The 23,980-nt window shown below is 54.0% G+C and carries 28 protein-coding genes, 1 other RNA gene and 3 pseudogenes; 11 read left to right on the top strand and 21 right to left on the bottom strand.

All coding sequences use genetic code 11. The features are described 5' to 3' along the window. Positions 1 to 115: 115 nt before the first annotated feature. A pseudogene (locus QSJ10_RS15565) lies at positions 116 to 253 on the top strand (MFS transporter); the annotation flags it as partial. A gap of 148 nt (positions 254 to 401) precedes the next feature. Beyond that, entirely contained in the window at positions 402 to 1,694 is a 1,293-nt protein-coding gene (locus tag QSJ10_RS07235; protein ID WP_053532570.1) for an ATP-binding protein, read from the top strand. 56 nt (positions 1,695 to 1,750) lie between these two features. On the opposite strand, the gene QSJ10_RS07230 is transcribed toward QSJ10_RS07235, so the two are convergent. The 7 genes from QSJ10_RS07230 to ssrS all read right to left on the bottom strand — a co-directional run bounded on the left by QSJ10_RS07230 (position 1,751) and on the right by ssrS (position 5,868). Then, positions 1,751 to 1,957, bottom strand: a complete 207-nt coding sequence (locus QSJ10_RS07230) for a DUF6501 family protein (protein ID WP_014195730.1) — start codon at positions 1,955 to 1,957, stop codon at positions 1,751 to 1,753. Positions 1,958 to 2,103: 146 nt separating this feature from the next. Further along, complete coding sequence (locus tag QSJ10_RS07225; protein ID WP_033015194.1) at positions 2,104 to 2,298, bottom strand: NETI motif-containing protein; 195 nt, start codon at positions 2,296 to 2,298, stop codon at positions 2,104 to 2,106. 89 nt (positions 2,299 to 2,387) lie between these two features. Further along, entirely contained in the window at positions 2,388 to 2,537 is a 150-nt protein-coding gene (locus QSJ10_RS07220) for a YflJ family protein (RefSeq protein WP_011231104.1), read from the bottom strand. Between the two features lie 132 nt (positions 2,538 to 2,669). Then, positions 2,670 to 4,382 (bottom strand): DHA2 family efflux MFS transporter permease subunit, encoded by a 1,713-nt coding sequence (locus QSJ10_RS07215; RefSeq protein WP_033015191.1) that lies wholly within the window; start codon positions 4,380 to 4,382, stop codon positions 2,670 to 2,672. 10 nt (positions 4,383 to 4,392) lie between these two features. Continuing rightward, on the bottom strand, positions 4,393 to 5,031 hold the full coding sequence (locus tag QSJ10_RS07210) for an HlyD family secretion protein (protein ID WP_049625345.1): 639 nt from the start codon (positions 5,029 to 5,031) through the stop codon (positions 4,393 to 4,395). Positions 5,032 to 5,033: 2 nt separating this feature from the next. Further along, complete coding sequence (locus tag QSJ10_RS07205) at positions 5,034 to 5,474, bottom strand: MarR family winged helix-turn-helix transcriptional regulator (protein WP_011231100.1); 441 nt, start codon at positions 5,472 to 5,474, stop codon at positions 5,034 to 5,036. A gap of 205 nt (positions 5,475 to 5,679) precedes the next feature. After that, positions 5,680 to 5,868: non-coding RNA, 6S RNA (ssrS, locus tag QSJ10_RS07200), on the bottom strand. Between the two features lie 370 nt (positions 5,869 to 6,238). Between ssrS and QSJ10_RS07195 the strand changes: the two genes are divergently transcribed. Beyond that, entirely contained in the window at positions 6,239 to 7,375 is a 1,137-nt protein-coding gene (locus QSJ10_RS07195; protein ID WP_121626030.1) for an IS110-like element ISGka2 family transposase, read from the top strand. Between the two features lie 429 nt (positions 7,376 to 7,804). Here the strand turns inward: QSJ10_RS07195 and QSJ10_RS07190 are convergent. After that, a pseudogene (locus tag QSJ10_RS07190) lies at positions 7,805 to 8,128 on the bottom strand (TetR/AcrR family transcriptional regulator); the annotation flags it as partial. Between the two features lie 33 nt (positions 8,129 to 8,161). On the opposite strand from QSJ10_RS07190, the gene QSJ10_RS07185 reads away from it, so the two are divergent. Next, positions 8,162 to 8,410: a hypothetical protein gene (locus QSJ10_RS07185; RefSeq protein WP_013145420.1), complete on the top strand. Its 249-nt coding sequence runs from the start codon at positions 8,162 to 8,164 to the stop codon at positions 8,408 to 8,410. Positions 8,411 to 8,416: 6 nt separating this feature from the next. Continuing rightward, positions 8,417 to 8,554: a hypothetical protein gene (locus QSJ10_RS07180; protein WP_183084005.1), complete on the top strand. Its 138-nt coding sequence runs from the start codon at positions 8,417 to 8,419 to the stop codon at positions 8,552 to 8,554. Between the two features lie 48 nt (positions 8,555 to 8,602). On the opposite strand, the gene QSJ10_RS07175 is transcribed toward QSJ10_RS07180, so the two are convergent. Next, positions 8,603 to 9,391, bottom strand: a complete 789-nt coding sequence (locus tag QSJ10_RS07175; RefSeq protein WP_053532324.1) for a GNAT family N-acetyltransferase — start codon at positions 9,389 to 9,391, stop codon at positions 8,603 to 8,605. A 142-nt stretch (positions 9,392 to 9,533) separates the two neighbouring features. On the opposite strand from QSJ10_RS07175, the gene QSJ10_RS07170 reads away from it, so the two are divergent. Then, positions 9,534 to 9,791 (top strand): DUF6154 family protein, encoded by a 258-nt coding sequence (locus tag QSJ10_RS07170; RefSeq protein ID WP_080706515.1) that lies wholly within the window; start codon positions 9,534 to 9,536, stop codon positions 9,789 to 9,791. Positions 9,792 to 9,957: 166 nt separating this feature from the next. Here QSJ10_RS07170 and ilvA read toward each other — a convergent pair whose 3' ends face one another. Next, a complete protein-coding gene (gene ilvA, locus QSJ10_RS07165; RefSeq protein WP_033015242.1) occupies positions 9,958 to 11,166 on the bottom strand; it encodes a threonine ammonia-lyase in 1,209 nt (402 codons plus the stop codon). 412 nt (positions 11,167 to 11,578) lie between these two features. Here ilvA and QSJ10_RS07160 point away from each other — a divergent pair, with 412 nt between their 5' ends. The 3 genes and pseudogenes from QSJ10_RS07160 to QSJ10_RS07150 all read left to right on the top strand — a co-directional run bounded on the left by QSJ10_RS07160 (position 11,579) and on the right by QSJ10_RS07150 (position 15,614). After that, positions 11,579 to 12,748 carry an alanyl-tRNA editing protein gene (locus QSJ10_RS07160; RefSeq protein ID WP_053532323.1) on the top strand — a complete coding sequence of 390 codons (1,170 nt, stop codon included), beginning with the start codon at positions 11,579 to 11,581 and terminating at the stop codon, positions 12,746 to 12,748. A 136-nt stretch (positions 12,749 to 12,884) separates the two neighbouring features. After that, positions 12,885 to 14,148, top strand: a pseudogene (locus QSJ10_RS07155) (two-component system sensor histidine kinase NtrB). A 98-nt stretch (positions 14,149 to 14,246) separates the two neighbouring features. Beyond that, positions 14,247 to 15,614: an MATE family efflux transporter gene (locus QSJ10_RS07150; protein ID WP_033015246.1), complete on the top strand. Its 1,368-nt coding sequence runs from the start codon at positions 14,247 to 14,249 to the stop codon at positions 15,612 to 15,614. A gap of 173 nt (positions 15,615 to 15,787) precedes the next feature. On the opposite strand, the gene QSJ10_RS07145 is transcribed toward QSJ10_RS07150, so the two are convergent. The 7 genes from QSJ10_RS07145 to QSJ10_RS07115 all read right to left on the bottom strand — a co-directional run bounded on the left by QSJ10_RS07145 (position 15,788) and on the right by QSJ10_RS07115 (position 20,137). Further along, positions 15,788 to 16,681, bottom strand: coding sequence for a DUF1028 domain-containing protein (locus tag QSJ10_RS07145; protein WP_053532325.1), 894 nt, complete (start codon positions 16,679 to 16,681; stop codon positions 15,788 to 15,790). Between the two features lie 140 nt (positions 16,682 to 16,821). Next, positions 16,822 to 16,956, bottom strand: a complete 135-nt coding sequence (locus QSJ10_RS07140; RefSeq protein WP_080985683.1) for a YjcZ family sporulation protein — start codon at positions 16,954 to 16,956, stop codon at positions 16,822 to 16,824. A gap of 33 nt (positions 16,957 to 16,989) precedes the next feature. After that, a complete protein-coding gene (locus QSJ10_RS07135; RefSeq protein WP_080706517.1) occupies positions 16,990 to 17,088 on the bottom strand; it encodes a YjcZ family sporulation protein in 99 nt (32 codons plus the stop codon). 124 nt (positions 17,089 to 17,212) lie between these two features. Beyond that, the gene (locus QSJ10_RS07130; protein WP_053532322.1) at positions 17,213 to 17,632 is read right to left on the bottom strand and encodes an EamA family transporter; all 420 of its coding nucleotides are present in this window, start codon (positions 17,630 to 17,632) and stop codon (positions 17,213 to 17,215) included. A 206-nt stretch (positions 17,633 to 17,838) separates the two neighbouring features. Continuing rightward, complete coding sequence (locus QSJ10_RS07125; protein WP_080706518.1) at positions 17,839 to 17,928, bottom strand: YjcZ family sporulation protein; 90 nt, start codon at positions 17,926 to 17,928, stop codon at positions 17,839 to 17,841. 92 nt (positions 17,929 to 18,020) lie between these two features. Further along, positions 18,021 to 18,977 (bottom strand): magnesium transporter CorA family protein, encoded by a 957-nt coding sequence (locus tag QSJ10_RS07120; RefSeq protein ID WP_053532321.1) that lies wholly within the window; start codon positions 18,975 to 18,977, stop codon positions 18,021 to 18,023. A gap of 281 nt (positions 18,978 to 19,258) precedes the next feature. Then, entirely contained in the window at positions 19,259 to 20,137 is an 879-nt protein-coding gene (locus QSJ10_RS07115) for a cation diffusion facilitator family transporter (protein WP_033015260.1), read from the bottom strand. Positions 20,138 to 20,311: 174 nt separating this feature from the next. Between QSJ10_RS07115 and QSJ10_RS07110 the strand changes: the two genes are divergently transcribed. Then, complete coding sequence (locus tag QSJ10_RS07110) at positions 20,312 to 21,010, top strand: class I SAM-dependent methyltransferase (protein ID WP_033015273.1); 699 nt, start codon at positions 20,312 to 20,314, stop codon at positions 21,008 to 21,010. Between the two features lie 182 nt (positions 21,011 to 21,192). Here the strand turns inward: QSJ10_RS07110 and QSJ10_RS07105 are convergent, their stop codons facing one another. From QSJ10_RS07105 to QSJ10_RS07095, 3 genes are all read right to left on the bottom strand, one after another. After that, a complete protein-coding gene (locus QSJ10_RS07105) occupies positions 21,193 to 22,008 on the bottom strand; it encodes a M15 family metallopeptidase (protein WP_033015274.1) in 816 nt (271 codons plus the stop codon). Positions 22,009 to 22,059: 51 nt separating this feature from the next. Next, the gene (gene deoD / locus QSJ10_RS07100) at positions 22,060 to 22,767 is read right to left on the bottom strand and encodes a purine-nucleoside phosphorylase (protein ID WP_033009203.1); all 708 of its coding nucleotides are present in this window, start codon (positions 22,765 to 22,767) and stop codon (positions 22,060 to 22,062) included. A 285-nt stretch (positions 22,768 to 23,052) separates the two neighbouring features. After that, positions 23,053 to 23,451 (bottom strand): hypothetical protein, encoded by a 399-nt coding sequence (locus tag QSJ10_RS07095; RefSeq protein ID WP_033015275.1) that lies wholly within the window; start codon positions 23,449 to 23,451, stop codon positions 23,053 to 23,055. 131 nt (positions 23,452 to 23,582) lie between these two features. On the opposite strand from QSJ10_RS07095, the gene QSJ10_RS07090 reads away from it, so the two are divergent. Continuing rightward, positions 23,583 to 23,741 (top strand): hypothetical protein, encoded by a 159-nt coding sequence (locus QSJ10_RS07090; RefSeq protein WP_017437412.1) that lies wholly within the window; start codon positions 23,583 to 23,585, stop codon positions 23,739 to 23,741. Between the two features lie 45 nt (positions 23,742 to 23,786). On the opposite strand, the gene QSJ10_RS07085 is transcribed toward QSJ10_RS07090, so the two are convergent. Then, positions 23,787 to 23,948, bottom strand: coding sequence for a hypothetical protein (locus QSJ10_RS07085; RefSeq protein WP_162839633.1), 162 nt, complete (start codon positions 23,946 to 23,948; stop codon positions 23,787 to 23,789). Between the last annotated feature and the right edge of the window lie 32 nt (positions 23,949 to 23,980).

Here is a 23,980-nt window from a genome sequence, read left to right as displayed (position 1 = left end):
AAAAATGAAGCGCCCTCTTGCCTGCGCTCACGCTGGGAAATGGGGCTTTCTCTGGTGGCAAGGATCAAGTATAATTTAGCCATATTAAGATCTATGGTTGGAACGGGGGAGAACGATGGGGGTTCATACGGAACGAACAAGCGCCGTCAGCATGACCGTCTACCCGATTTTTGTTCGCATCAGCCTCGGCCACTTTTTGAACGATGCGATGCAGGCGGTCATCCCGGCGCTCTTTCCGATTTTGCGCTCGACGGCGGCTTCGTTTACGCTCGCTGCCGCTCCTTGGCGCCTTGGCGGTTTGGCTGCTGAAAGACCGGACATAGCCAATGCATATTTTTCTTTCAATCTCTTTCCGCTATAATGAAAGGTGATGATGTCTATTCAGTTAGGAGATTTTTCGTATGGCCGGTTTATACATTAACCAGCACGTCTTGAACAACTTATTTTATATTTTAGTCACGATCTTTGCCTTTTCCTTTATTTATGACCATAGTCGAGCGATCCGGCAGCGCCCGCTCTATGGCCAAGCGCTGCTTGGCGCTTGCTTGGCGTTGGCGGCCGTTTTGTGCATGAAATTTCCGATTTACATGGATCCGCTGTGCGTCCATGATTTCCGGCAAATTCCGTTTTTGCTTGGGACATTGTATGGCGGCGGCGCGGTCGGGGCGGTGCTGTTTGTTGTCTTGATGCTGGCACGCACCGTTTTGTACGGATTTCAGCCGCTTACGTTGATCGTTTACACCATCATGTTTGCCATAGCGGCGGCCGCCTCGCCGCTGTTTCGCAAGCTACCGCGGCCGAGCAAGCTCGTTATGTCGCTTGGGCTGACGTTTTTGCTCGCGGTGCTGACGACATTTGTCGCCGTGATGATTGCTGATTTTCCGGTAACGAGGCCGTATATCGCGTATTTCATTATAATGCCGCCGTTCGTCATGATGTTCGCTGTCTATTTGATGGAGACGCTTCATGAGGCACAGCTCGCTCGAGCGGAGCTGATGAAGATGGAAAAAATGCAGATTGTCAGCCAAATGGCAGCCAGCATTTCCCATGAAATCCGCAACCCGCTCACCGTCGTCAAAGGATTCATCCAGCTGCTGCAAACGGGTCGGCTGCCGCGCGAAACCGAAGAGCGGTACATTCGCATCGCCTTAGAGGAACTCGAGCGGGCGGAAGCCATCATCCGCGACTATTTGACGTTTGCCAAACCGGCGCCAAAAGAGACCGAGCCGATTGATGTCGCCGTCGAGCTTCAAAAAGTGTTGCAAATGATTACGCCAATGGCGCATATGCATTCGATCCATGTATCCTCTTCCCTCGAACATGGTGTCGTTATCGGAAACGTACAATATTTCCAACAGTGTTTTCTCAACTTGTTGAAAAACAGCATTGAGGCGATGCCGAACGGCGGCACGCTCCATGTTGCGGCCGAGAACCGGTGGGCATCAGTCGTCATTACCATTTCCGACAACGGCGTTGGCATGACGAAAGAACAAGTGCGCCGCTTCGGCGAGCCATACTTCAGCACAAAAGAAAAAGGCACTGGGCTTGGTGCGATGGTCGCCGTCAAAATCATCGAACAAATGGGAGGAACGTGGACGATCGAAAGCGCCGTACAAAAAGGGACGACGTTGACGATCACGCTGCCGGCAAGCCGGTTGCGGCCGCCGACGGCGGAACAAAGCGCCGCCGGCTGATCGAAAAAACGGATGCCCTGTTTCGGACATCCGTTTTTTCTTGGTGATTGGCGCGATCACTTGACTTCCTCAAAATAATCTTTGTAAAACCCGCCGACTTTTCCGCTGTTGTCAATGACAAAATAAAACTCGTCGGTTTCGTTTTTTACTTCATATACTTTGCCCGGCGTCAATACATTGCTGACCATGTACTTTTCCGCGTTCGTGTGAACGCACTTTACTTTTTTGATCGTCGGCCGGGTCGCCCATGTGTGATGAATCATGGCGTCATCTCCTTCTCTTTATATTTTTCCCCTTCTTTATTGTAGCGACCCGGACAACCGGCTGCAACGTCCCATTCGCCATTTGCCGCTATGGCCGACGCCTCAAATCGTTGGCGGCGGCGGGCAACCGTGCTAACGACCTGTTGCTACGGCTCATCGCGCACCCCCTCAAATTCGATGATGCGCCCGCACGGCTCAACCATCGTTTCGCCGTTCGTTTCCACTTCGCGGAAAATTGGCTGCTCGATGCGGCGGATGGGGCGGTAGCCTTCCTGTTTCATTCGCGCTAAACAGGCGGCGATCGTTTCCCCTTCCGCTACCGTAAACCGTTTTTTCTTCATCGCTTCCGGCGCGTTTGTCAACCATCAGGCGCGCCTCCCTCCTTTCCCCTTTAGGTTGCCCAAAAAAGAAGCCGGATTTTTCATCCGGCCTAGCACGTTTTCTGCACATATTTTCGGTACAACCCATACAGCTCGGCTGCTTTGTATGTCTCAATTTTTTTCCGTCCGACCGGATGGCGGGCGATGCCTGCCTTTTTCAACTCAGCCACAAGCCATCCTTTCGAGCCGAAATGCGCCATGGCGCTCCCCTCCCCTCTTTTGTCATCCGCTTGTCTTTATGATGTATATGTGTGCAAAAAGGGAGCAAGAACATTGTTGTCCATAATGGCATAAAACAAAAAAAGAAGCGGCTTCTGCGCCGCTTCCTTTGTTTACGCTGATGGCGATTTATGCTTTTTTCCCTTTAAGAAAAACGCCATCATTAACGCCAATACCGTCAAGCAGGTGGCGACGAAAAAGGCATCGTTAATCCCTTCGACAGTCGATCTCTGCTGCACGAGCCCATACAGCAGCTGCACCACCGCTTCATCGCTCGGAATCGCCTGCTTCAGCTGGCCGACAAGGCTCATGAAAAACGGATTGTTTTCCGTCATCTCATTTCGGTACATGTCCGCATGGAATTTGGCCCGGTTGGACATGATCGTCACCAAGAACGCCGTTCCGAGCGAAGCGGCCACTTGGCGGATCGTATTGGACATCGCCGTGCCGTGGCTGTACAAATGGCGCGGCAAGGCGTTCAATCCTTCCGTCATAATCGGCATTCCGAGCATCGACATGCCGAACATGCGGAAAATATAAAGCCAAATTAACTGGCTGTACGGTGTATCCATCGTCAGCTTGCTGAATTCCCACGTCGTGACCGCGGTGATGATCAAGCCGACGATCGCCAGCGCCCGCGCGCCGATGCGGTCAAACACCCAGCCGGAAATCGGCGACATGATCGCCATGACAATCGCTCCCGGTAGCAACAGCAAACCGGCATCAAGTGGCGTAAAGCCGCGCAAGTTTTGCAAATACACCGGCAGCAACACCATCGCTGCAAACATCGCCATATTGATGACCGATCCGATGACGGTCGCCAACGTAAACACTGGGTAGCGGAACACACGGAAATTGAGCACCGGATGCTCCGAGCGCAGCGAACGCCATGTGAACATGATGAGGAACAAGGCGCCGATGACAAGCGAAACAACGACTTCCGTCTCGCCCCATCCTTTGCTTCCGGCCTCGCTGAAGCCATACAGAACACCGCCAAACCCGATCGTAGAGTAGACCGCCCCTTGCACGTCCAGCACTGGATTGCCTTTACGCGGCGTATGTTTCAGCCAGACGGAGGCGAGCACAATGTCTAAAATCGCGATCGGCAACACGACGTAAAACAACAGCCGCCATGTATAATGTTCAACGATCCAGCCAGACAGCGTCGGCCCGACCGCCGGCGCAAACATCATGGCGATTCCGACCGTTCCCATGGCCACCCCGCGGCGTTCCGGCGGGAAAATCGACAACATAATGACCATCATCAGCTGCATAATAATGCCGGCCCCGACCGCTTGTGTCAACCGCCCCGTGAGCATGACGGCAAACGACGGAGCGATCGAGCAGACAAACGCGCCGATGGCGAAAAACGACATGCCCGATAAAAACAACCGTTTCGCTGGAAACTTGGCGATTAAAAACGGGCTGATCGGGATAAGCACCCCGTTGACGAGCATATAGCCGGTCACGAGCCATTGAATCGTCGACGTTTCCACGTTGAAATCTTGCATCATATGCGGCAAGGCGACGTTGATCAACGTTTGATTCAAAATGGCGACAAACGCGCCCAGCATGACCGTCGCCACAACCTTGCCGCGGCTGCCGATATCCCCAAGGCCGCCTTGACCGGCCGGAGCGACCGGACGCCCATCCGTTCCTGTCGACGGCTCTGCTTTCGTTTCCGCTAACGGTTGAGCGTTGGCTTCCGCCGCTTCATCTGCCGCCTTCCCTGCGGCTGAAGCCGGTTTGCGGCGGCGCAGCGCGATGTTGACCGCCGCCAAAACCAAAACGGCAAACACAATATAACCAATGACAAATGCTGTCATCTTCCATCACCTACTTATGGATGCGGACGGTGACGTTCATGCCCGGCACAAGTCCGGCTCCGCTGTAGTTGTCAATGGAAATCGTCACCGGGATGACTTGGGTCACTTTCGTGTAGTTGCCGGTCGCATTGGAACTTGGCAGCAGGCTGAACGTATTCGCTGTCGCGTTGCCGATTTTTTCGACTTTGCCGCTGAATTTGCGATCCGGATACGCATCGACATAAATATCGACGTCTTGCCCGATTTTCACGTCTTCAATATCCGTCTCTTCAATATTCGCCGTCACCCACAAATCGTTCAAATCAAACCCGCGGGCCAGCGTCATCCCCGCAGCGACAAACGAGTCCTTGACTGCGTTTTGCTGCACGATCGTCATCCGATGCGGCACTGTCACCGGAATCGTTGTTTTGCCGTCAAACACCTCGCCGATTTCTTCCCCAGCTGAGAAGGTTTTTCCCGTGTCGCCCCGCCAGGATGTTAACTTCCCGGACAGCGGCGCAGCGACGGAGATGACCTGGCCGTCGATGCGGGCGTTGTCCGTTTTAATGTAGTTCGTTGCTTCATTCACATAGTAGTAGGCGGCAAAGCCTCCACCGACAAGCAAAATGAGCACAATGATGTTCAGCGCAACCAGTCGTTTCACGTTCACGTCTATTCCTCCCCGAGTAAAATCGCTTTAATTTTTTCATGAAGATGCAAAAACTGTTCAATCTCCTCTGGAGAGACGAGTTCTTGAATGCGGCCAAGCCGCCGGCGCAGCACCGACTGCTCGCCAAACGCTTCCGACACCGTCTCTTTTCCTTTTTCCGTCAAACTCAAAATGACCGCGCGCCGATCTTGCTTCGACGGCTCTCGGACAACAAGGCCGGCGCCGACGAGCCGGTCAACCGTGCCGCTGACATTGCTGTTGCTTAAGTTTAATTTTTCCGCCAAGTCATTCAGACGAATATGCTCTTTTTTCAGCAGCGTATATAAGACGATCAGCTGCACCTCTGTCACCCCGACGCGGGCGGCGTCCTCGCGGATGAGGCGATAAAGCGCCTTTTGCGTCCGGAAGACAGCATACATGATGTCCCGGCTGATCCCTTCCATTCATCCCCCCTCCTTGCCTCATCTTTCTTGTTGGAATAGTTTCAATACGAATTATTACTGTACGAAATATGGTTATTATAACATGAAAACAGGAAAAATCAACTATATTGTTTCATGTCTTTTTGAGAAAACATACGCAACGAAAAAGAGTCCAACCGGATGTTTTGCATCCAGTTGGACTCTTTTGCCAACTCCTCATTCGTGAATCCGCGCCGCTGTTGCCGTTGGCTGAATGCAGTTTCTCAACCACGCTCCACCAGGTGGGTGTTCGCAGAAGCGTTCCTGCCGTCCTCCATCACGAATATTGAGGCATGACATTCCCGCTTCAATGTAGAACTCCCTTTTGATTGCCATCGGTTGAAACTTCATTCTACAACGCACAACGCAGCAACGGATTGGTGATTATTATGATACATGATCGGCCGTCCCTTGGCAAGAGGGACATCCATCCATTTTTTCAAACTGGATACACCCCATGCTTCCGCTCAGAAAAGATCCATGGGCAATGGTTTGCCCTCCACCCAGGGATGAAAATCCCCCTTTTCTTCCCATAATGAAGAATAGGCGCAAACAGTTTAACAGGACGTTATACTTAATGGTGGCTTGGACCCTGTACAGAAAAGTGTTTGAATCCACTGGGTGCACCACCCATTGTCCGGCCTTTCCTGTGACAGAGGAAAGGTGACGACGAACGGAAAACTGCCGCATGTCTCCCGTGGATTCACTGTTTGCGCACTCGATCATCGAAAAGGAGGATTTTCATCATGGATGTCATCTATCCTCGCTGCGCAGGATTGGATGTTCATGCCGAAACCATCGTCGCCTGCGCGCTATGGGAAGAAGATGGACACATTCAAAAGGACATTCAAACCTTCTCCACGTTCTCGAAGGGACTTGGCGACCTGCTTGAGTGGCTCGAAGAACATGGCGTCACCCATGTCGCCATGGAATCCACCGGCGTGTATTGGAAACCGGTCTTCGCCTTCCTCGAGGGCTATGTCGACTTGACACTGGCCAATCCGCAGCGGATCAAAAATGTCCCGGGAAGAAAAACCGATGTCTCGGACGCCGAGTGGATCGCCAAGCTGCTCCGCCATGGACTCGTTGAAAAAAGTTTCGTCCCCCCAGCGGATATTCGCGAATTGCGGGATTTTACCCGCCTCCGCAAAAAGTGGGTCGGACAGCTGACTTCGGAGAAAAACCGGATTCAAAAAGTGCTCGAGTCTTCCAATGTCAAACTCGGCTCGGTCCTCTCCGATCTCTTCGGCGTTTCCGGAAAAGACATCCTCGCCCGGCTGCTGGAGAAGGGATACGTGGACAAGGACGAGTTGGATGAATGCCTGCGCGGAAGGCTCAAAACGAAAAAGCAAGCGGTGTACGATTCGCTGCTCGGCACCTTGACCGAACACGAGCTCCGTCTCCTTCGCCTCTTGTGGAAACACGTTGAGGAATTGGAGCGGCTCATCGAAGAAGTCGACCAACACATCGACCGCCTGCTCGAGCCGTATCGCGAGGAAGTGAACCTGCTGATGACCATGCCCGGAGTGAAAAAACAAACCGCCGCCGTCATCATCGCCGAGATGGGAACCGACATGAGCGTCTTTGAAACGCCGGAACGGGCGGCTTCATGGACTGGATTGTCCCCCGGCAACCATGAAAGCGCCGGAAAGCGAAAGAGCACGCGCACGACAAAAGGCAATCCCCATCTCCGATCGGCGTTATGCGAGGCGGCATGGTCAGCAGCTCGATCCAAGACGCATCCCTTGTCCCGAAAGTTTTGGTCGTTGGCGGCCCGGTGCGGGAAGAAAAAAGCCCTCATCGCCATTGCTCGGCGGATGTTGGTGATCATCTTTTGCATGATCTCCCGCAAAGAGCCGTTCCGCCAACCACAACTTATTTAGTCTAGCCAAAAGGCAGACAGGTTATACGAGATGCCTAAAATCGGGCACCTCTGCTTTCCTATTGCCTTTTTTGGCCATTTTCAGTATACCCTCACGGATCAGGAGAGTATACCGCACTCACCAAGTGGTGGGGATTTTCACGGAAAAGATCCATGGGCAGCACGCTTTGCCCTCCACCCAGGGATGAAAATCTCGCGTCAGTCCTGCATTTTCACGGAAAAGATCCATGGGCAGCACGCTTTGCCCTCCACCCAGGGATGAAAATCTCGCGTCAGTCCTGCATTTTCACGGAAAAGATCCATGGGCAGCACGCTTTGCCCTCCACCCAGGGATGAAAATCTCGCGTCAGTCCTGCATTTTCACGGAAAAAGAGACAATTTTAGGCTATACCTAACCAAAATTCATCTCCCACTTTCACTTCGTTTAGAAGTGGAAGACTTCTTTCGGAAAGATGTTAAAATTATGGTAAAACCCGCCTTTCGACGTATCGCTTTCCGCAACGATGCGGTCGACCGTCACGCCGTGGTAGCCGTATTTCTCAAATAAATGAAGCGCCGTATCGATAATGCGGTCTCTGAGCGGTTTGTCAGCCATAGAAAATCCCCTTTGCCATTTATAATACACTATTTTCTGAAAAAGTGAAATATTTTTTGTTTTTCCTTTACCATACCCGAACTGCACCATGATTGTCAACCATTGCTTCTCATGACCAACACGGTCGTACAGGGCCTGCTGATACATAATGGCCGCCATGTTTTCAAATGATAAAGATGGAGGTGGCTTCGATTGGAACCGATGCTATGCCCAAACTGCAAAACGAACCGGACGCGGTTTCATCTCATTGAGCAGCATCCGCGTGCGGTCAAGCTCGATCCGCACACCGGCGACATCGAGCATGAATACACAAATGAAGCGCTCGAACCGTTCCATCTCCCGTACCGCGGCCCGAGCTACCGCGTCCAATGCGGCGTCTGCGGGCTGATCGAAGATGCGGACATGTTCATTCAGCGCGCAAAATCGTCTCCATTGAGGTGATTCCATATGGCGAACAAAAAACAAACACCTTCTTCTTCCATCGTAGACCAAAAACAGCTCGTCAACGACAAGGCAAAAGCGATGCAAGAGCGCGGCGACGAGCACATTCGCCGCGTCACGCCAAACGGAGCGGACGGACAATAACCGCCAGCCTGCTTTTGTACACAAGCAAGCTGGCGGGACTTCCGCCTTCTAACGGTACATCGCCCACAATCCGATATCGCGAAAACCAAGGCGATGGTAAATGCGGCCGGCGTCTGGATTGTCATAAAACAAGCACGGCATCTTCCCTTCAGCGAGCAAATCGCAAACGAGCTTCGCCACGATGGTGCTGGCATACCCTTTCCCTCGATGCTCCTGATCCGTGCAGACACCGACGATCATCGCCGACAATGAGTTTTCCGCTGATGTCGATGCGGCGGCCACCATTCGGCCGTCTTGTTCAATGTAGTACGTTCTAGCTGAATTGGTTTCCATCCCTTTCACTAGCATATCGCGGGACGACGGCCTCGTTTCAAATTCGGCAATGCGGCGCCGCAAGTCGAGAATCCGGTCGACATCGGCCAATTCGGCTTTTTTGACGGCGAACGCCCCCATTTCTTGACGGGCGTATTCATCCGTCCGACACTCGCAAAAGTAAAGCGTTCGCTTCTCCCCAAGCGGCAGCCGCTCTTCGAACTGCCTGGCAATGTCCGCCTTGCCGGACAGCTGGATGGACGATGATGGGGCTGTCTCGCGGATGAGACGAGCAAAGCCATCGGCATCAAAATCGCCAGGCGCGTACGGAATGTAGGAATCGTAATAACGGAGCAGCACCGCCTTCAGCGAGCCGGCATCGTCAAACTGCCCCCAAACGTCTTGGAAATCGGCGTCATAGCCAAACGACTCAATATCGCCGATGATAAATAAATTGAACGACGGATCTTGCCGCAAAAACGAATAGACTTGTTGATGGTCTTCAGCCGTTAACCGGCGAATCATAGAATTCCCCCGCTTTTCGAATGATATTTTTTCCATTATACTATAACGTATACCCGTTGCCAATGGCGGGATGATCAGGGAGCGACCGGCTTCGGCCGACCGTGAGGAAAGGAGGAAGGCTGCCTCCAAAAGCAGGGCGGCCGTGCAGATGAAGTTTATTGACGATCTGTACGAATACTATAAAGATCGACTGACCGGGGATGAAGAAGATGCCGAAGCGGTGGCGATGTCGATTTTAGATGAACTTAGCCGCCGCGATGTGCTCAAGCTGATTGGTGAGATGACTGATGAAGAGCTGCTTGGCATGTTCGGTTTGTATGTCCTGGAAAGCTTGAAAGCGAAAATGGCCCGCGAAGGCCTCGGCGCGACGCGGCCGCAAGATGCGCCGCGCGTGCATTGACAAAACAAAACGGCTGTCCTGCATGTCATAAAGAACAGCCGCTATGTTGGGCAAATGATGGTTTCGTATTCATGTGGCAGCCCTGTGAACATGATTTCGAAGACGGCTTTTCCACTGTTTGCTTAACAGACAGTGGCGAAACACAAACCGTTTTCCCATCGCGCGCTCATCGGTAAAACTGTACATCGTAGCCTTCTTTCAACAACACTTGGTAGATTTGCTGAATGTGGTCTTCGTTTTTTGTCTCGAGCGAAAAGTGAATTTCCGCCTGACCTGGCAGCACCTTGGCGCCGATGCGCTGATGGTGAATCGACATCACGTTTGCCTCAAGCTCCGCAATAATGCGCAGCAGCTTGTTCAACTGGCCCGGCTTGTCGGAGATGACCGTTGTAAACGTCACAAACCGGCCCGCTTCGACAAGCCCCCGCTCAATGATGCGGGAAATGAGCGTCACATCGACGTTGCCGCCGCTTAAAATGGCGGCGATTTTTTTGCCGCGAAACGGCAGCTTTTGATACAACAATGCCGCCAACGGACAAGCTGCCGCCCCTTCGATTAACAGCTTGTTCCGCTCGAGCACATACAGCATCGTCCGCGAAATTTCCGCCTCTTTCACGCATACAACGCCATCGACGTATTGCTCAATGTATTGGTACGTAATATTGCCCGGCTTTTTCACGGCAATCCCATCGGCGATCGTATTCGATGCGGCAATGGAGACGGGCTGTTTATGGCGTATGGCCGCCGTCATGCCGGGGCAAGCCGATGACTCAACGCCGTACACTTCAACCGACGGCTTCAGCTGTTTTAACGTAAGCGCCACCCCCGCAAGCAACCCGCCGCCGCCGACCGGACAAAGAACGACATCGACGTCGGGAAGCTGCTCGATCAGCTCTAAGCCGATCGTCCCTTGGCCGGCCATCACCGCCAAGTCGTCAAACGGATGAACAAATGTCATCCCCCGTTCACGTTGCAACTCTAATGCATATTCCAAAGACTCGTCAAACACATCGCCGTACAGCACGACTTCCGCCCCGTAGCTTTTCGTCGCTTCAATTTTGCTGAGCGGCGCCCCTTTCGGCATGACAATCGTGCAAGGAATGCCGAGCATGCCGCTTGCGTAGGCGACCCCTTGGGCGTGGTTGCCGGCCGAGGCGGCGATGACGCCGCGCGCCCTTTCTTCTTCCGTGAGCGACATAATTTTATTGAATGAGCCTCTCACCTTAAACGAACCTGTTTTTTGCAAATTTTCCAGTTTCATATACACCTCATTGCCGGACAGCCGGCTGAACGTCTGCGAATGCTCAAGCGGCGTTTGGTGGACGATGCCTTTCATTTTCGCTCGCGCTTGTTCAATGTCTGTTAACGTCAACATCATCAAACCACCCTTTCCGATCGGGCGACCGGTTCTTGTTCACCCCGCTTTATTATATACAAAACATTCCATCACCGACAAATGTTGCTTTTCTTTAGTTGGTTTTGGATTATTTTTAGCATATAGTTTTGTTGCATAAAATCATGTTCAACAAACATCGCTGCAACCCGCTTCCTTTGTCAAACCGTTTGAACGTTGGACTTGTCTCAAAACATCAGAGTGTTTCTAGGGGAAGAGCTGTCTATGGTCTGTTCTTTTTCTTTTGTGAATATTGTTTATTTAGAACATTGTTCTATAGATTTAGTCAATTGCCAACGGGAAAAAGCGGCCAAAAAGATCGGCGATAGGCAAACGCGAGGGAATTTGCTAATATGAAAGAAAAGCATTCGGAAGACGAAGGGATGAAACGGTTGTGACGAAAAAGTTGTACTATACGGCGCCGGATGTTGAAGTGTGGACGACAACGGTGACAAGCGTCCGCCAAGACGGCGAAACATACATTGTCACCTTGGCGGAAACAGCGTTTTACCCGGAAGGCGGTGGCCAACCGTCTGACGCCGGCACGATCGCCGGCTTGCCGGTGCTCGATGTGTTTGACGAAAACGGGGAAGTGTATCACCGCCTTCCTGCCCACCCGGGAATGGGCGCCGTTTCATGCGTCCTTGATAGGAAACGGCGCCGCGATCATACACAACAGCATAGCGGCCAACATTTATTATCCGCTGTACTCGTTGAACAGCTCGGCGCCGAAACAGTCGGTTTTCACCTTGGGCGCGAGGTCGTCACAATCGACATCACGGCGGGTGCGCTGACGGAAGCAGACATGCTGGCAGTGGAAAACCGGGCCAACGAACTCATTTACGCGAATCTCCCGGTCGAGACGTATTGGGTGACGCCGGAAGAAGCAGAACGGATGCCGTTTCGCAAGCGTCCCGATGTCCAAGGTTCTGTCCGTGTTGTCGAGATGAAATGGATCGATTTGTCGGCGTGCTGCGGCACCCATGTGAAACGCACGGGCGAAATCGGCGTGATCAAATTGCTGAAAGCAGAGCGCCATCGCGGCATGACGCGTCTTTCCTTTCTTTGCGGCGGCCGGGCGCTTGCCGACTACCAGCAAACCCACCGCGTCGTGCAGACGGCAGCAGGTCGGTTCGGGACAAGCCGCGATCAGCTGCTCGACGTGATCGCAAAATGGGAACAAGAGAAAAAAGAATGGGAAAAACGGCTGCGCCAATACGAGGCAATCGTCTTTGCCGTCGAAGCCGAACGGGCCGCCGCCGAATCAGGACGTGCAGTGATTGGCTGTTACGACCAATATGGGGCAAAAGAACTGCAAATGATCGCCCGTCTGATCGCCGACCGTTATGGCAAAACCGCGCTTCTCGCCTCCACCTCCGATTGGCGCGCCGTGATCGCCAAAGCACCGTCTTCCTTGCTCCATGCAGGGAACTGGCTGAAAGAACAAGCCGCCCTGTTTGGCGGCAAAGGGGGCGGCAACGAGCGGCAGGGGCAAGCTGCTTTTCCGTCCCTTGAGGCGCTTAGCCAGTTCCTTTCCCGCGTGGAAACGGCAGGCATCGATTGACGGCTCCTGCCCGCACCGCCCGGTTGCTTCGATTCGTTTCGTCCTCCCGTCGGATCGATGCGATGTCCGCCATAGCCGACGGATGGCGGTTTTTGTAAAATGAAAAACGAAATATGCAGCTAAGGAGTTTGAAGAGATGAACGATCGACTCGTACAATCGCAAATCGAAGAGCTCGAACGAAAGCTGCGCGCTTATGAGCGGCTCATCGAAACGCTTCCGTTTCCGTTCACCTTTGCCGATTACGAAAGTGGAATCGCCATCGAAAAAAAAGCGCGGCGACGTCCGGCCGCACCTTCGCACCATTCCACCGTCCCTTGAAAAGGAAGCCAAATGGCAGTGGGATATTGACTTGTATCGCGACGTACCGTTTGAAAAAGTGGAAGCCTTTTTGACGCCGCTGCTCGATCTCGTGCCGCACCATATCGTTTTTGTCGACGACAAAGGGATCATCACGCTTTGCAATTTGCAGGCGGCCATTGACACGGGCGTCGAGCGCGACGCCATCATCGGCAAACATATTCGCGAGCTGCTGAAGCTGCCTGACGAGCTGATCGCAACGCTCGAATCGCTTGAAAAAGGCGAGCCGCTCTACAATCACGAGGTGCTCGACCGATTTTACGGCATCGTCAACACCCGTTTTATTTACAACGATGACGGATCGATCAAACGAGTCATCAGTATGTTTCAGTCGCTCAATATGATGAAAGAAACGGAAAAGCTCGCCGTCGCCGGCCGCATCGCCGCCGGCATCGCCCATGAAATCCGCAATCCGCTGACAACGGTGCGCGGCTATTTGCAGCTGCTCAAAACCGAGCTGCCAGACCGGATCGCCTCGCTCGTCGAACGCCTGCTCATTCCTGAGCTTGACCGGGCAAACGGCATCATCACCGACTTTTTAAACATCGCCAAGCCGGCGGACGTGAAGATGGAAACGTTCCGGCTGCACCGTTTTTTGCGCGACGATGTCGGCGTTCTGCTGCAGAGCGAGGCGTTGCTGCACAGTGTGAACGTCCATTTTGACCTCGACGAACAACTGGACGATTACGAAATGAGCGGCGACCGCCGCCAGCTTTTGCAAGTGTTTTTAAACTTATTCCGCAACGCTGTGGAAGCCAAAGTGGCCAAAACGATGAATGTCACGGTGAGCAGCCGGAAAGTGAACCATATCGTCCAGCTTCGCTTCTGCGACGATGGGCCCGGCATTCCGCCATCGGTCATCGACCATGTTTTCGATCCGTTTTTTTCAACGAAGGAAACGGGAACTGGGCTCGGCCTGTCGTTATCGAAAAAAATCGTCGAACTGCATCGCGGGACGATGAAAGTGCAAAGCGATGCACGCGGCACTTGTTTTTTGATCGAATTTCCGCTTTGCAGCCAACCGCCGTTTCTTTCGTCGTAAATTGCTTCCGAAGAGGGAGGCCATCCCGGCTTCGGAAACGATGAGGTTGATGATTTAGAACAATGTGTCACTTTATCATGGAAAAAGGGGGAACGATTATGACCACGCCCGCTCCGCCCAACGGCAAATGGCGGCGCCTGTTCGCCTTGTTTCTTCCCATTTTCGTTTCGCAAACGGGCCAATATGCCATGAACTTTGTCGATGTCGCCATGTCCGGCCACGCGAGCGCCGAAGATCTTGCCGGCGTCGCGATCGGCTCCAGCCTATGGGTGCCGGTGTGGACCGGCGTCGGCGGCATTTTGCTCGCCTTGTCCCCGATCGTCTCGCATCATCTCGGCGCCGGACGCCATGACTCAATCGCCCGCGCCGTCACCCAGGCGCTCTACTTGGCTGTCGCGCTTGCTGCCGCCATTGTCATGGCCGGCGCCGCTTCTGTGCCGTTGATCTTGAAACAGATGTCTTTGGACGAAAACGTTCGGCATATCGCCTTTCATTACTTACGCGCCTTGTCGTTTGGGATCGTCCCGCTGTTTCTTTATTCTGTGCTCCGCTATTTCATCGATGCACTTGGGCAAACGAACGTGACGATGTGGATTACGCTCACCGCCTTGCCGATCAATATGCTGTTCAACTGGCTGTTGATTTACGGGCATGGCGGGTTTCCGCGCCTTGGCGGCATCGGCACCGGCTATGCGACAGCGATCACGTACGCATACTGCTTCGCGGCCGCTGCCTTTGCCGCGGTGAAATTTCGCCGTCTGTCTCCCTATCGCGTGCTCGTCCGTTTTTACCGTCCGTCATGGGCCGCATGGAAAGAGTTGCTGAAAACCGGGGTGCCGATCGGATCAGCCATCTTTTTTGAAACGAGCATTTTCGCTGCGGTGACGCTGCTTGTCGGCCGGTTTGGCACCGAAACAGTCGCTGCCCATCAAAGCGCCCTCAACTTCGCTTCCTTGTTGTATATGATTCCGCTCAGCTTATCGATGGCGCTGACGATCGCCGTAGGCGTTGAAGCTGGGGCCAACCGTTATGAAGCGGCCAAACAATATTGCCTGATCGGTATCACCCTCGCCTTGGCGGTCGCTGCCGCCGCTGCATTGTTTCTTTCCATCTTCCGCGGCGATGTTGCTCGACTGTATACAAACGATCCGACAGTGGCGGCGTTGACGGGGAAATTTTTGCTCTATGCGATCTTCTTTCAAGTTTCCGATGCCATCGCCGCTCCCATCCAAGGAGCGCTGCGGGGCTATAAAGAGGTGAACGCTGTTTTTTGGTCCGCTCTTCTCGCCTATTGGGGCGTTGGCCTTCCGCTTGGCTGCGCGCTCGCTCTCTTGACTGCCGCCGGAGCGTTCGGCTATTGGATCGGCCTGATCGCCGGATTGGCAGCAGGTGCTCTGTTTCTCAGCTTTCGCCTGCGGGCCGTTTGGCGCAGACATGACAGCGGGCGTGCGCCGCTCGCCTCCTAAACGGCCGCTGCCCAAACACGGGCTGTTTTTCCTGAACCGAAACACCGCATAAATCATTGTCTGCGCATATGCAGTCATAGGAAAAGGTGTCCCGCTCCTTTTGGGACACCTTCGCTTTTCATACAACGCCATTCATCCGCCCGACCAACCATGCAGTGATCGTTTTTATTTTTTTATTTTTCCCCCTGCGGCGACGGCTGCTGTTTCATATACGCGAGCACGTCAAGATCGATTTTCCCTTTTTCTAGTTCGCGTTCCTCAAAGTTTTCTGTATGTATATACGCTTTCAGCGCTTCGTGAAGCGCCTCGCTGTCGGCGGCGCGCTCTTTCGGCAAGTAGCCGAGCCGGATCAAGTGGAAAGCCGCCTCTTCCTTGACCGCGCCTTCCATTACAGCCACTTTTTCGGGGCGCGGTTTCTCAAAATAAAGCTGGCGCAGCTCATACAGGCGAATGAGCTCCTCGATCGGCCGCGGGTGGTCGTCAACGTGCAAATCGATATAGCGGTCATTGTACCCGCCATAGCCGCCCCTTTCTTTCACAACGAGCAAGGCAGCCGACTGTTGCCCGCGGCGGTCGCCCCCCGCCGCCTGACCAGCTTGAAGCGCCTTTAGCAATCGCTCGGCGAGCGGCCCTTTGGCCTGCTCGAATGTTCTTCCCATCGCCAGCACCGTTTCCTCCCCGGCTAAAATATTGCCTTGCGCTGCATAGTTCGGTCCGGTAATGCCGCCCGCCCACGGGTAACATTTTTTTCCGGTGAACGTTGCTGCCCGTCCTTTCGCATCCACGATGCCGACCTGGCGCAAATCGCGCTCGCTGTCATCGGCAACGAGCAACTCAAGCGTTTCTTGCGCCGTTTTCCCTTGTTCCATCCATTCGAGGCCGCGTGGGCCGTATGACGTGTTGGCATATGACTGCGTCGCCACGGCGCCGACGCCCGCTTTCGCCCACGGAACAACCGCACCAACGCCTAAAAATTTCGATTGAACAGCGATGCCAAGCTCCCCGGTCGCCGGATCGAACGCGACGATCGAAAACGTCGCGACGATGTCTTTTGCAATATGTGTCATTTCCCCGTCCTCCATATGCTTTCCATTTTCTCATCGTTTATGATTTCTCCACTTCCTTTCGTTGTTCCTGCCTGTTCACAAAAAAAGCGGAGGGAAACAGCCGTTGCCCGGCCGTCTCCCTCCGCATGCCCATCATCCGCCTAGCACCATGTTGCCCCGACGATAATGAGCAAAATAAACAAAACGACGATCAGCACAAAGCCGTAGCCGTAGCCGCCGTAACCCGGATAACCGAAGCCATAGCCGCCCCAGCCGCCATAAAAGCCGCATGTCATATTCGTCACCTCCTTGCTAGAAAGTAGGGTTCGTTAGCACACCCAACCACCGATACATGCGCATCCGACAATAATCAACAAGATGAACAGAACAACGATCAACGCGAATCCGCCGCCGTAAGCTGCACCCATTTACCAACACCTCCTTTGTTTTTGTACTAGTAGACTATTCACAAACCAGGAAAATGGTTAGGGGGTTCGGCAAAAATAGGTATTTGCCGTAAAAACAAAAAAACGGCCCGTTCTCGGACCGCTTTTATGCTTTAAGCGAACTTCGCTTCCATTTTTTCTGCCCTGGCGCTTGCTTGATTTGAACAACGGAAAACACGATAAGCGCCGTCCAAATGCAGCTGAATGCGTACAAATGGGCTCGCGTAAACGGTTCGCCGAACAAAAAGACACCAAGGAGAAGACTAATCGTCGGCGAAATGTATTGCAAAAAGCCGAGCATCGTCATCGACACGCGCTTCGCCCCTTTGGCGAAATACAAAAGCGGCACGGCGGTCGCCGCCAAAAGAATGATCATAAAAGCGAACGACCATATGATGCGGTGCGCCAAAATCTCGAGCGCCGGGCGCGCCTCAAGCAGTTTCCAATAGAGTGGCAGCACTCCCCACAACAAGTATGAGGCGGCGGTGTACAAAACCCCTTGCTTTTCTTCACTGAAATGCCCCATATGATGTTCTCCTTTTCCCTAATCGCTTCCGTTCCATTATACCGCCGCCTCATTTTATCTATAAAAAAACACGACCGCGTCATCCGGCGTGTTTTTGTGAACAAAACGAGGGGAAACCGACGCAAAACGGGATGCGCCCGCCCCTTTCACCGTCTTGCCTAGCCGCACTGTTTGACCCGTCTTCCCCTTCTTTTCCGTCCGGCTTCCTACCAGGCGACACATACACAACCGACAATAATCAACAAAATGAACAAAACAATGACGAGCGCATAACCGCTGCTGACCAAACTGCTCATGGCGGACACCTCCTTGGTCCCGTTGATGGGACCATCATATGCGTCCGCCCGCCCAAACGACCGGGCCAACGCCCATTTTTGCAAGCTGGCGCCTATTTTTCTTTCGTCCCAGTCTCCCCCCACCAACCTTTGCGCTTAAAATACAGGGCAATGAGGACGGCGACGGTCGCCATCAGCAGCAGGGCGAACGGATACCCGTACCGCCATTTCAGCTCGGGCATAAACGAAAAATTCATGCCGTAGACACCGGCAATAAACGTCATCGGCAAAAATATGACGCTCACCAATGTCAATGTTTTCATAATGACGTTCATATGATCGGATTTGAGCGACAGTTGCAAATCGAAAATGGCGGACAATGATTCCTTAAACGCGTCGAGCGCCGCCGGCACGCGGGCGAAACGGGAGGCCACCTCATCGATGTATGGATTCGTTTCCGCGTTGATGTACGGCAGCTCGGCATGGCGGATCGTTTTGATCGCCTCTTCCTGCGCTTCGGCCACTTGCCGCAGCTCATGAAGATGGGTTTTCATCCGGTAAATTTCACGCCCGATTTCATTGGCGAACGGCGTCGCAAACACTTGCCGCTCAAGCGCCTGAATGCGGTCGGCGATTTGGTCGATCACCTGCAAAAAGCGAGCGACGGCTAAGTCCAGGAAATGGTAAAGAACATATCCAGGGTACAGCGCCTGATCGCGATGATCCAACAGCCGTTCTTTCACATGGCCGATAAACGGGTCATCTTCATCCATATAACTGATGATATGCCGCTCGGCGGCAAGCAGGCGAATGTTTGCCGTTCGGCCGGACGGACGGATGATAAACAACGATACAAAAAGGAATCCTTCGTACTCATCGACCAGTGGAATGTCTGTTCCACCTATAAGCCGTTTTCGGGCGAGCGGATGAATCGACAGCGAGGAGAGGAACCGTTCCAAATCCGGCTTGGCGGCGGCGGTGAAATGAAGCCAGCACGACTGGCCGCCCGCCGGCGCATGCCGTTCGTATATTCCGCCAAGCGGCAAGCGGGGGTTCGGATGGATGGACATACACGAGTCTCCTTTCTAACTGATGCGTTTATTCGTATTGTTTGCCGTTTGCCGAAAAACTACTCCTCGCCGGCCGCCGAAAAAACGGCCGGAACATCGGCGCAGCAACGCCGCCCCGTGCCCGCCGAAAGCCGCTTTTGTCCGCCGAATGGAACGATGCCTTAACAAAGCAGGAGCGTCCATCGGACGGCAGCATTCGAAAAAAAGGAGGACCATCCCTCCCTCTTGATCGGCAGGCGGTTGGGGCGCGACGGCCGCGCCCCCGTTTGCTTGGCCTCCGCTCAGCGCACCGCTTCCGGCTCCACATGAACGTGCGTCGCCCGGATGTTATGCCGTTTTTTCATTAAACGCTCGACCTCGTCGGCAATTTCATGGCTTTTCACTACCGTCAACTGCGAATCGACGCGGATGGTTACTTCGAGCACAACGTCATCGCCGAGCATGCGCGCCTTAATATCCGCGACATCACGCACCCCGCTGACCGCAGCGATTTCTTGCCGGTAAATGGCGAGCTTTCTTTCATCAAACCCGTCGGTCAACGCATGGGCCGTTTCCATAAACACCTCCCACGCCGTCTTGCAAATGAGCGCACCAATGACGAGCGCCGCCAACGGGTCAAGCCATGCCCACTCAAGATGCGCGCCGACAATCCCAAGCGCGGCGCCAATGCTGACGAGTGCATCCGATAAGTTGTCTTTCGCTACGGCCGCCAGCGCCATGCTGTTCGTCCGCCGCGCCAGCCGCACATTGATGACATAGATGATGAACATCACTGCTGCTGAAGCAAGGGCGACCGCTGCCGCCAGCCAATCGGGGGCGGCCTCCCTCCCGCCGCCAAGAAGCGTGCGGGCGCCGTCTGTAATCACATCAATACCGATGGACATCATGAAAAAGGCGGCCAACAGCGACGAAATGTTCTCCGCCCGCGAATGTCCGTACGGATGATTGCGGTCGCGCGGTTTTTTGGCAATTTTCATGCCGATATAGACAGCGACGGAAGCCATCACATCGCTCAAATTGTTCCATCCGTCCGCTTTCACTCCGTCCGATCCGGCTGCCGCCCCGGCCAAAAGCTTGCCGGCTGCCAGCAGAAGATAGATAAAGAGGCTTAACAACACCCCAGCCTCCGCCCGTTGTTTCCGTTCCACTCCATTCACCAACCTAGCGTTCTCGTTCTTGCACGTATCAGTGTACCAGCTTGATAGCGGTTGGGTCTATAGCAACAAAATTGCTTTTTTTCATGAGTATAGGGACAAGCCAATTTTTTTGCTCAAAGACAAAAAACGGCTCTCTGGCATATGATAAACCAACTGAGTGAAAAAGGAGAGAATGCCATGATGACGTATTTGGACTGGTTGGCGGACATGGGGATTGACGGCGCCCACCCCGGCGGTTTTGAGTTGACAAAACAAATCTTACGTAAACTTAATATTGACCGCTCAACCGCCGTGCTTGACGTCGGCTGCGGCACAGGGCAGACAGCGGCGTATATCGCTAGACAGTACGGCGCGGACGTGACGGCCATCGATCTCCATCCCAAAATGATCGCCAAGGCGAAGCAGCGTTTCGGTGCCATGGCGGTTCCGGTTCGCCTGCACCAGGCTTCAGTCGAATCGCTGCCGTTTCCCGCCGGCACGTTTGATCTTGTCCTTTCCGAATCGGTGCTCGCCTTTGTTTCACTGCCTGCTGCCCTTGATGAAATCTGCCGCGTGCTGAAGAAAGGGGGCACATTCATCGGCATCGAAGCATGCCATAAGCGGCTCACCGCCGCCGAGCAGCAGCGGATCACCGCGTTCTACGGCTTCAAGCGGCTGATGACGCCCGGCGAATGGAAAAAAACGCTTGAACAAAACGGATTCCGCTGCCGCCATTTCTTTTACAAAACGGCGGCGGAGGCGGCGGGCGAAGGGGCGCCGGCCGTCATCGTCTTCCCGACGACGCCGGAGATGGCAAGCATGTGGCAGAAGCATCAGCAGCTGACAGCTCAATTTGCCGACCGGCTCGGGTACTGCGTGTTTTGGTGTGAGACATAGGGGCTGCAACAAACGAACACGGGTACTGACTCAAAAGCCCCTTTTTGATGAAATGGAACCGAAAGTATGTAAAAAAGAGACCACCTCTGAAACCCTTGGTTTTACCGGGTTTTTCGCGGTGGTCTGTTTTTCCATGCTGCCCTAGATAGAAGCATTGCCGCTCTTTTAGGCAAGCCCCGTCTTTACACTTTTTTTACCGCTTGAAAATATTCTTCCATTGTCATGCCGCGCTCTTTCATCACGGCGGCGGCCTTCCGCCCGACATAGCGAAGATGCCACGGCTCATACTTGTAGCCGGTCACCGCTTCCTTCCCTTTCGGATAGCGGATGATAAACCCGTATTCGTGCGCGTGGGCAGCGACCCACTGTCCTTCTTTTGTCGCCCCGAACGCCTCGGTCAGCTGGCAGCCGATCGACCGGCTGCTAATGTCGACTGCAAGCCCTGTCTGGTGTTCGCTTTGTCCCGGGTGGGCGACGGCCTGGACGGCGTTTTTCTCCCCTTTTTGCCGCACCTCCTCCGCAAAAATCGCCTTCTGCCGCTCATACGACCGGTAAGCGGACACCATGACAAGCTCGATGCCATCGCGGCGGGCGGCGGCAAACATTTCTTCGAGCGCGGCGGCCGCCTCGGCCCGCATACGCCGCTTTTCTGCATTCGGGTCGGCAAACGAAAACGGCACGCGCGGCACAACCAAATCGGCCGGCTTGTAACCGGACGGAAGCGACTGCTCTTTATTGACGAGCACCAAAATGTTGTCCGGATTCATAATGACCTTTTGGCCGTTTCGCACCTCGATGACGTTCCAATATTTCGCTTCAAGCTGCAAATCCGGGTCAACCGGCCGGTTGAGTTCCTCTCGTTTATGAACGCTGGGCGGCGCCGTATGTTCCGCCGGCTGCCCGGGCGAGCCGGCCGCGCCGCCGTCACCGCTTCCTCCCGTTTGGCAGCCAACGAGCAACAGGCACATAAGCGCCGCTGTTTGCCAACGCTGATTCATTCATCTTCCCCTTTTCTGTTTCCCGGGGCGCACCGAACAGCCGCCGCATCATCAGCTGCTGCGAACCGCCGCTTCGAGCGCCACCTCGATCATTTCGTTAAACGTCGTTTGCCGTTCTTCGGCTGTCGTCTCCTCGCCGGTTAAAATATGGTCGCTGACCGTCAGCACCGACAGCGCCCGGCAGCCGAATTTGGCCGCCAACGTATAGAGCGCCGCCGTTTCCATCTCGACGGCCAATACGCCGTAGCGCGCCCACGTTTCCCAGTTTGGTTCGTCGTTGTAAAACATGTCGGCGGTAAAGACGTTGCCGACTTTGAGCGCCAATCCTTTTTCCATTCCAACGTCGTATGCCGTCCGCAGCAAGTGGAAATCCGCCGTCGGCGCATAATCGCGGCCGCGGAAAATGAGACGGTTCATGTTAGAATCGGTGGATGCGCCGATCGCCAAAATGACGTCACGCACGCGCACATCCGGTTGAATGGCGCCGCATGTTCCGACGCGGATGAGCGTCTTTACTCCATAGCTTTGGATCAATTCGTTGACATAAATCGAAATGGACGGCACTCCCATCCCCGTCCCTTGGACGGAGACGCGATGCCCTTTGTATGTCCCCGTAAATCCGAACATGCCGCGCACTTCATTGTAGCACACCGCCCCTTCCAAAAACGTCTCGGCAATGTATTTGGCGCGCAGCGGGTCGCCCGGCAGCAAAATGCGTTCGGCGATGTCCCCTTGTTTGGCTCCGATATGTACGCTCAAACTCGATTCCTCCTTATGACTTCGAACGGTTATGGTTCGGCCATGCCCTTGTTTATCATATCATATGTTTGCGGAAAATGGCAGTCTTGCCTCGAGTAGCTTGAGCGAAAGGCGGGCATACTATTCGCGCCCACACGGCGGGAAAGGAGGAAAGACGGTGAAAAAGAAACTTGAGCAGGCGGTGGAGTACGCCAACAAAACGAATCCATCCTCAAAAGCGAACAACCAGCCGTCAACGTCCAAAAAAGAAAAAACAAAATTTTAAGGGAGAGCTGCTCTCCCTTTTTAAGACGTTTTCGAACGATAATCGTCGCGATAGCGGCGCGCAAGATACCTTTCGTTGATATACAGCACCTTTTTGTCTTTGCTGCGCGTATATTTTTTCTCGCGCCCGCGTCGCCTGGCGAGCAGCCAGCTGGCGAACAAATAAAGCGGCAGCACAAGCTGCGTTGTTCCGGCAAATACATACCAAAATCCATCGATGTCGGCCAAATCACGCAAGTAGACGCCGATGCCGCTCAGCCGATAATAGGCAACCGCAACGATGGCCGCAATGATGACGATATTGGCCGCATGGAGAACAGGAACGTTTCTCCAGCGAAACAAAACGCGCTCCACCTGCTCTTTGAGCCAAAGCGACGCGGCGATCGAGACGACGCACAGCGCCAGCGCCAATGCGGCCATATTCCGTCCCCCTCCCAGTTCCCTTCAGTCTCCGCTCCGCCCGCCCGGCGCCGCCTGCAAACATTTTCCGTCGATGAACCGCCCTTTTGCCGCATACACTAACGACAACGACAGTTCAAGGAGGGAAAACGATGGGCAAAAAGCATCGCAACCGCATCAACGGGCAGAAAAAGAACAACCATATTCCAAAAGAGGCGTTGATCGCTGAAGACGCAGCGCACGCCAAGGAATACTCGGCCGCCGGCGGCCGGAAAAACGGCCCGGGCCATCACGACAATCCCGAATCGTAACAAACCCGGAGAAACCCTTGTGCCGCACAAGGGTTTCTATTTCGATCAGGGCTCCGACGGCTCGACTTCGTCCCACGCCAGTGTGACGACTTTCGTATAGTCTCCGCGCTCAATTTCCTCTTCCGTCGCCTTTTCGTTCAACACTTCATCATCGTCAATTCCCGGCGCTACCGTCGGCGTGTCGCGCCGTTGTCTTTGCTCTTCCATCTGATCCGTCCCCTTTCCTTTCTTATCCGTTC

The organism is Geobacillus stearothermophilus ATCC 12980 (assembly GCF_030369615.1).
In the GTDB taxonomy this organism is placed as follows: Bacteria; Bacillota; Bacilli; order Bacillales; family Anoxybacillaceae; genus Geobacillus; species Geobacillus stearothermophilus.
Note: the sequence above shows the minus strand (reverse complement) of the source record. Positions and strands in the feature narration are given on the sequence as shown.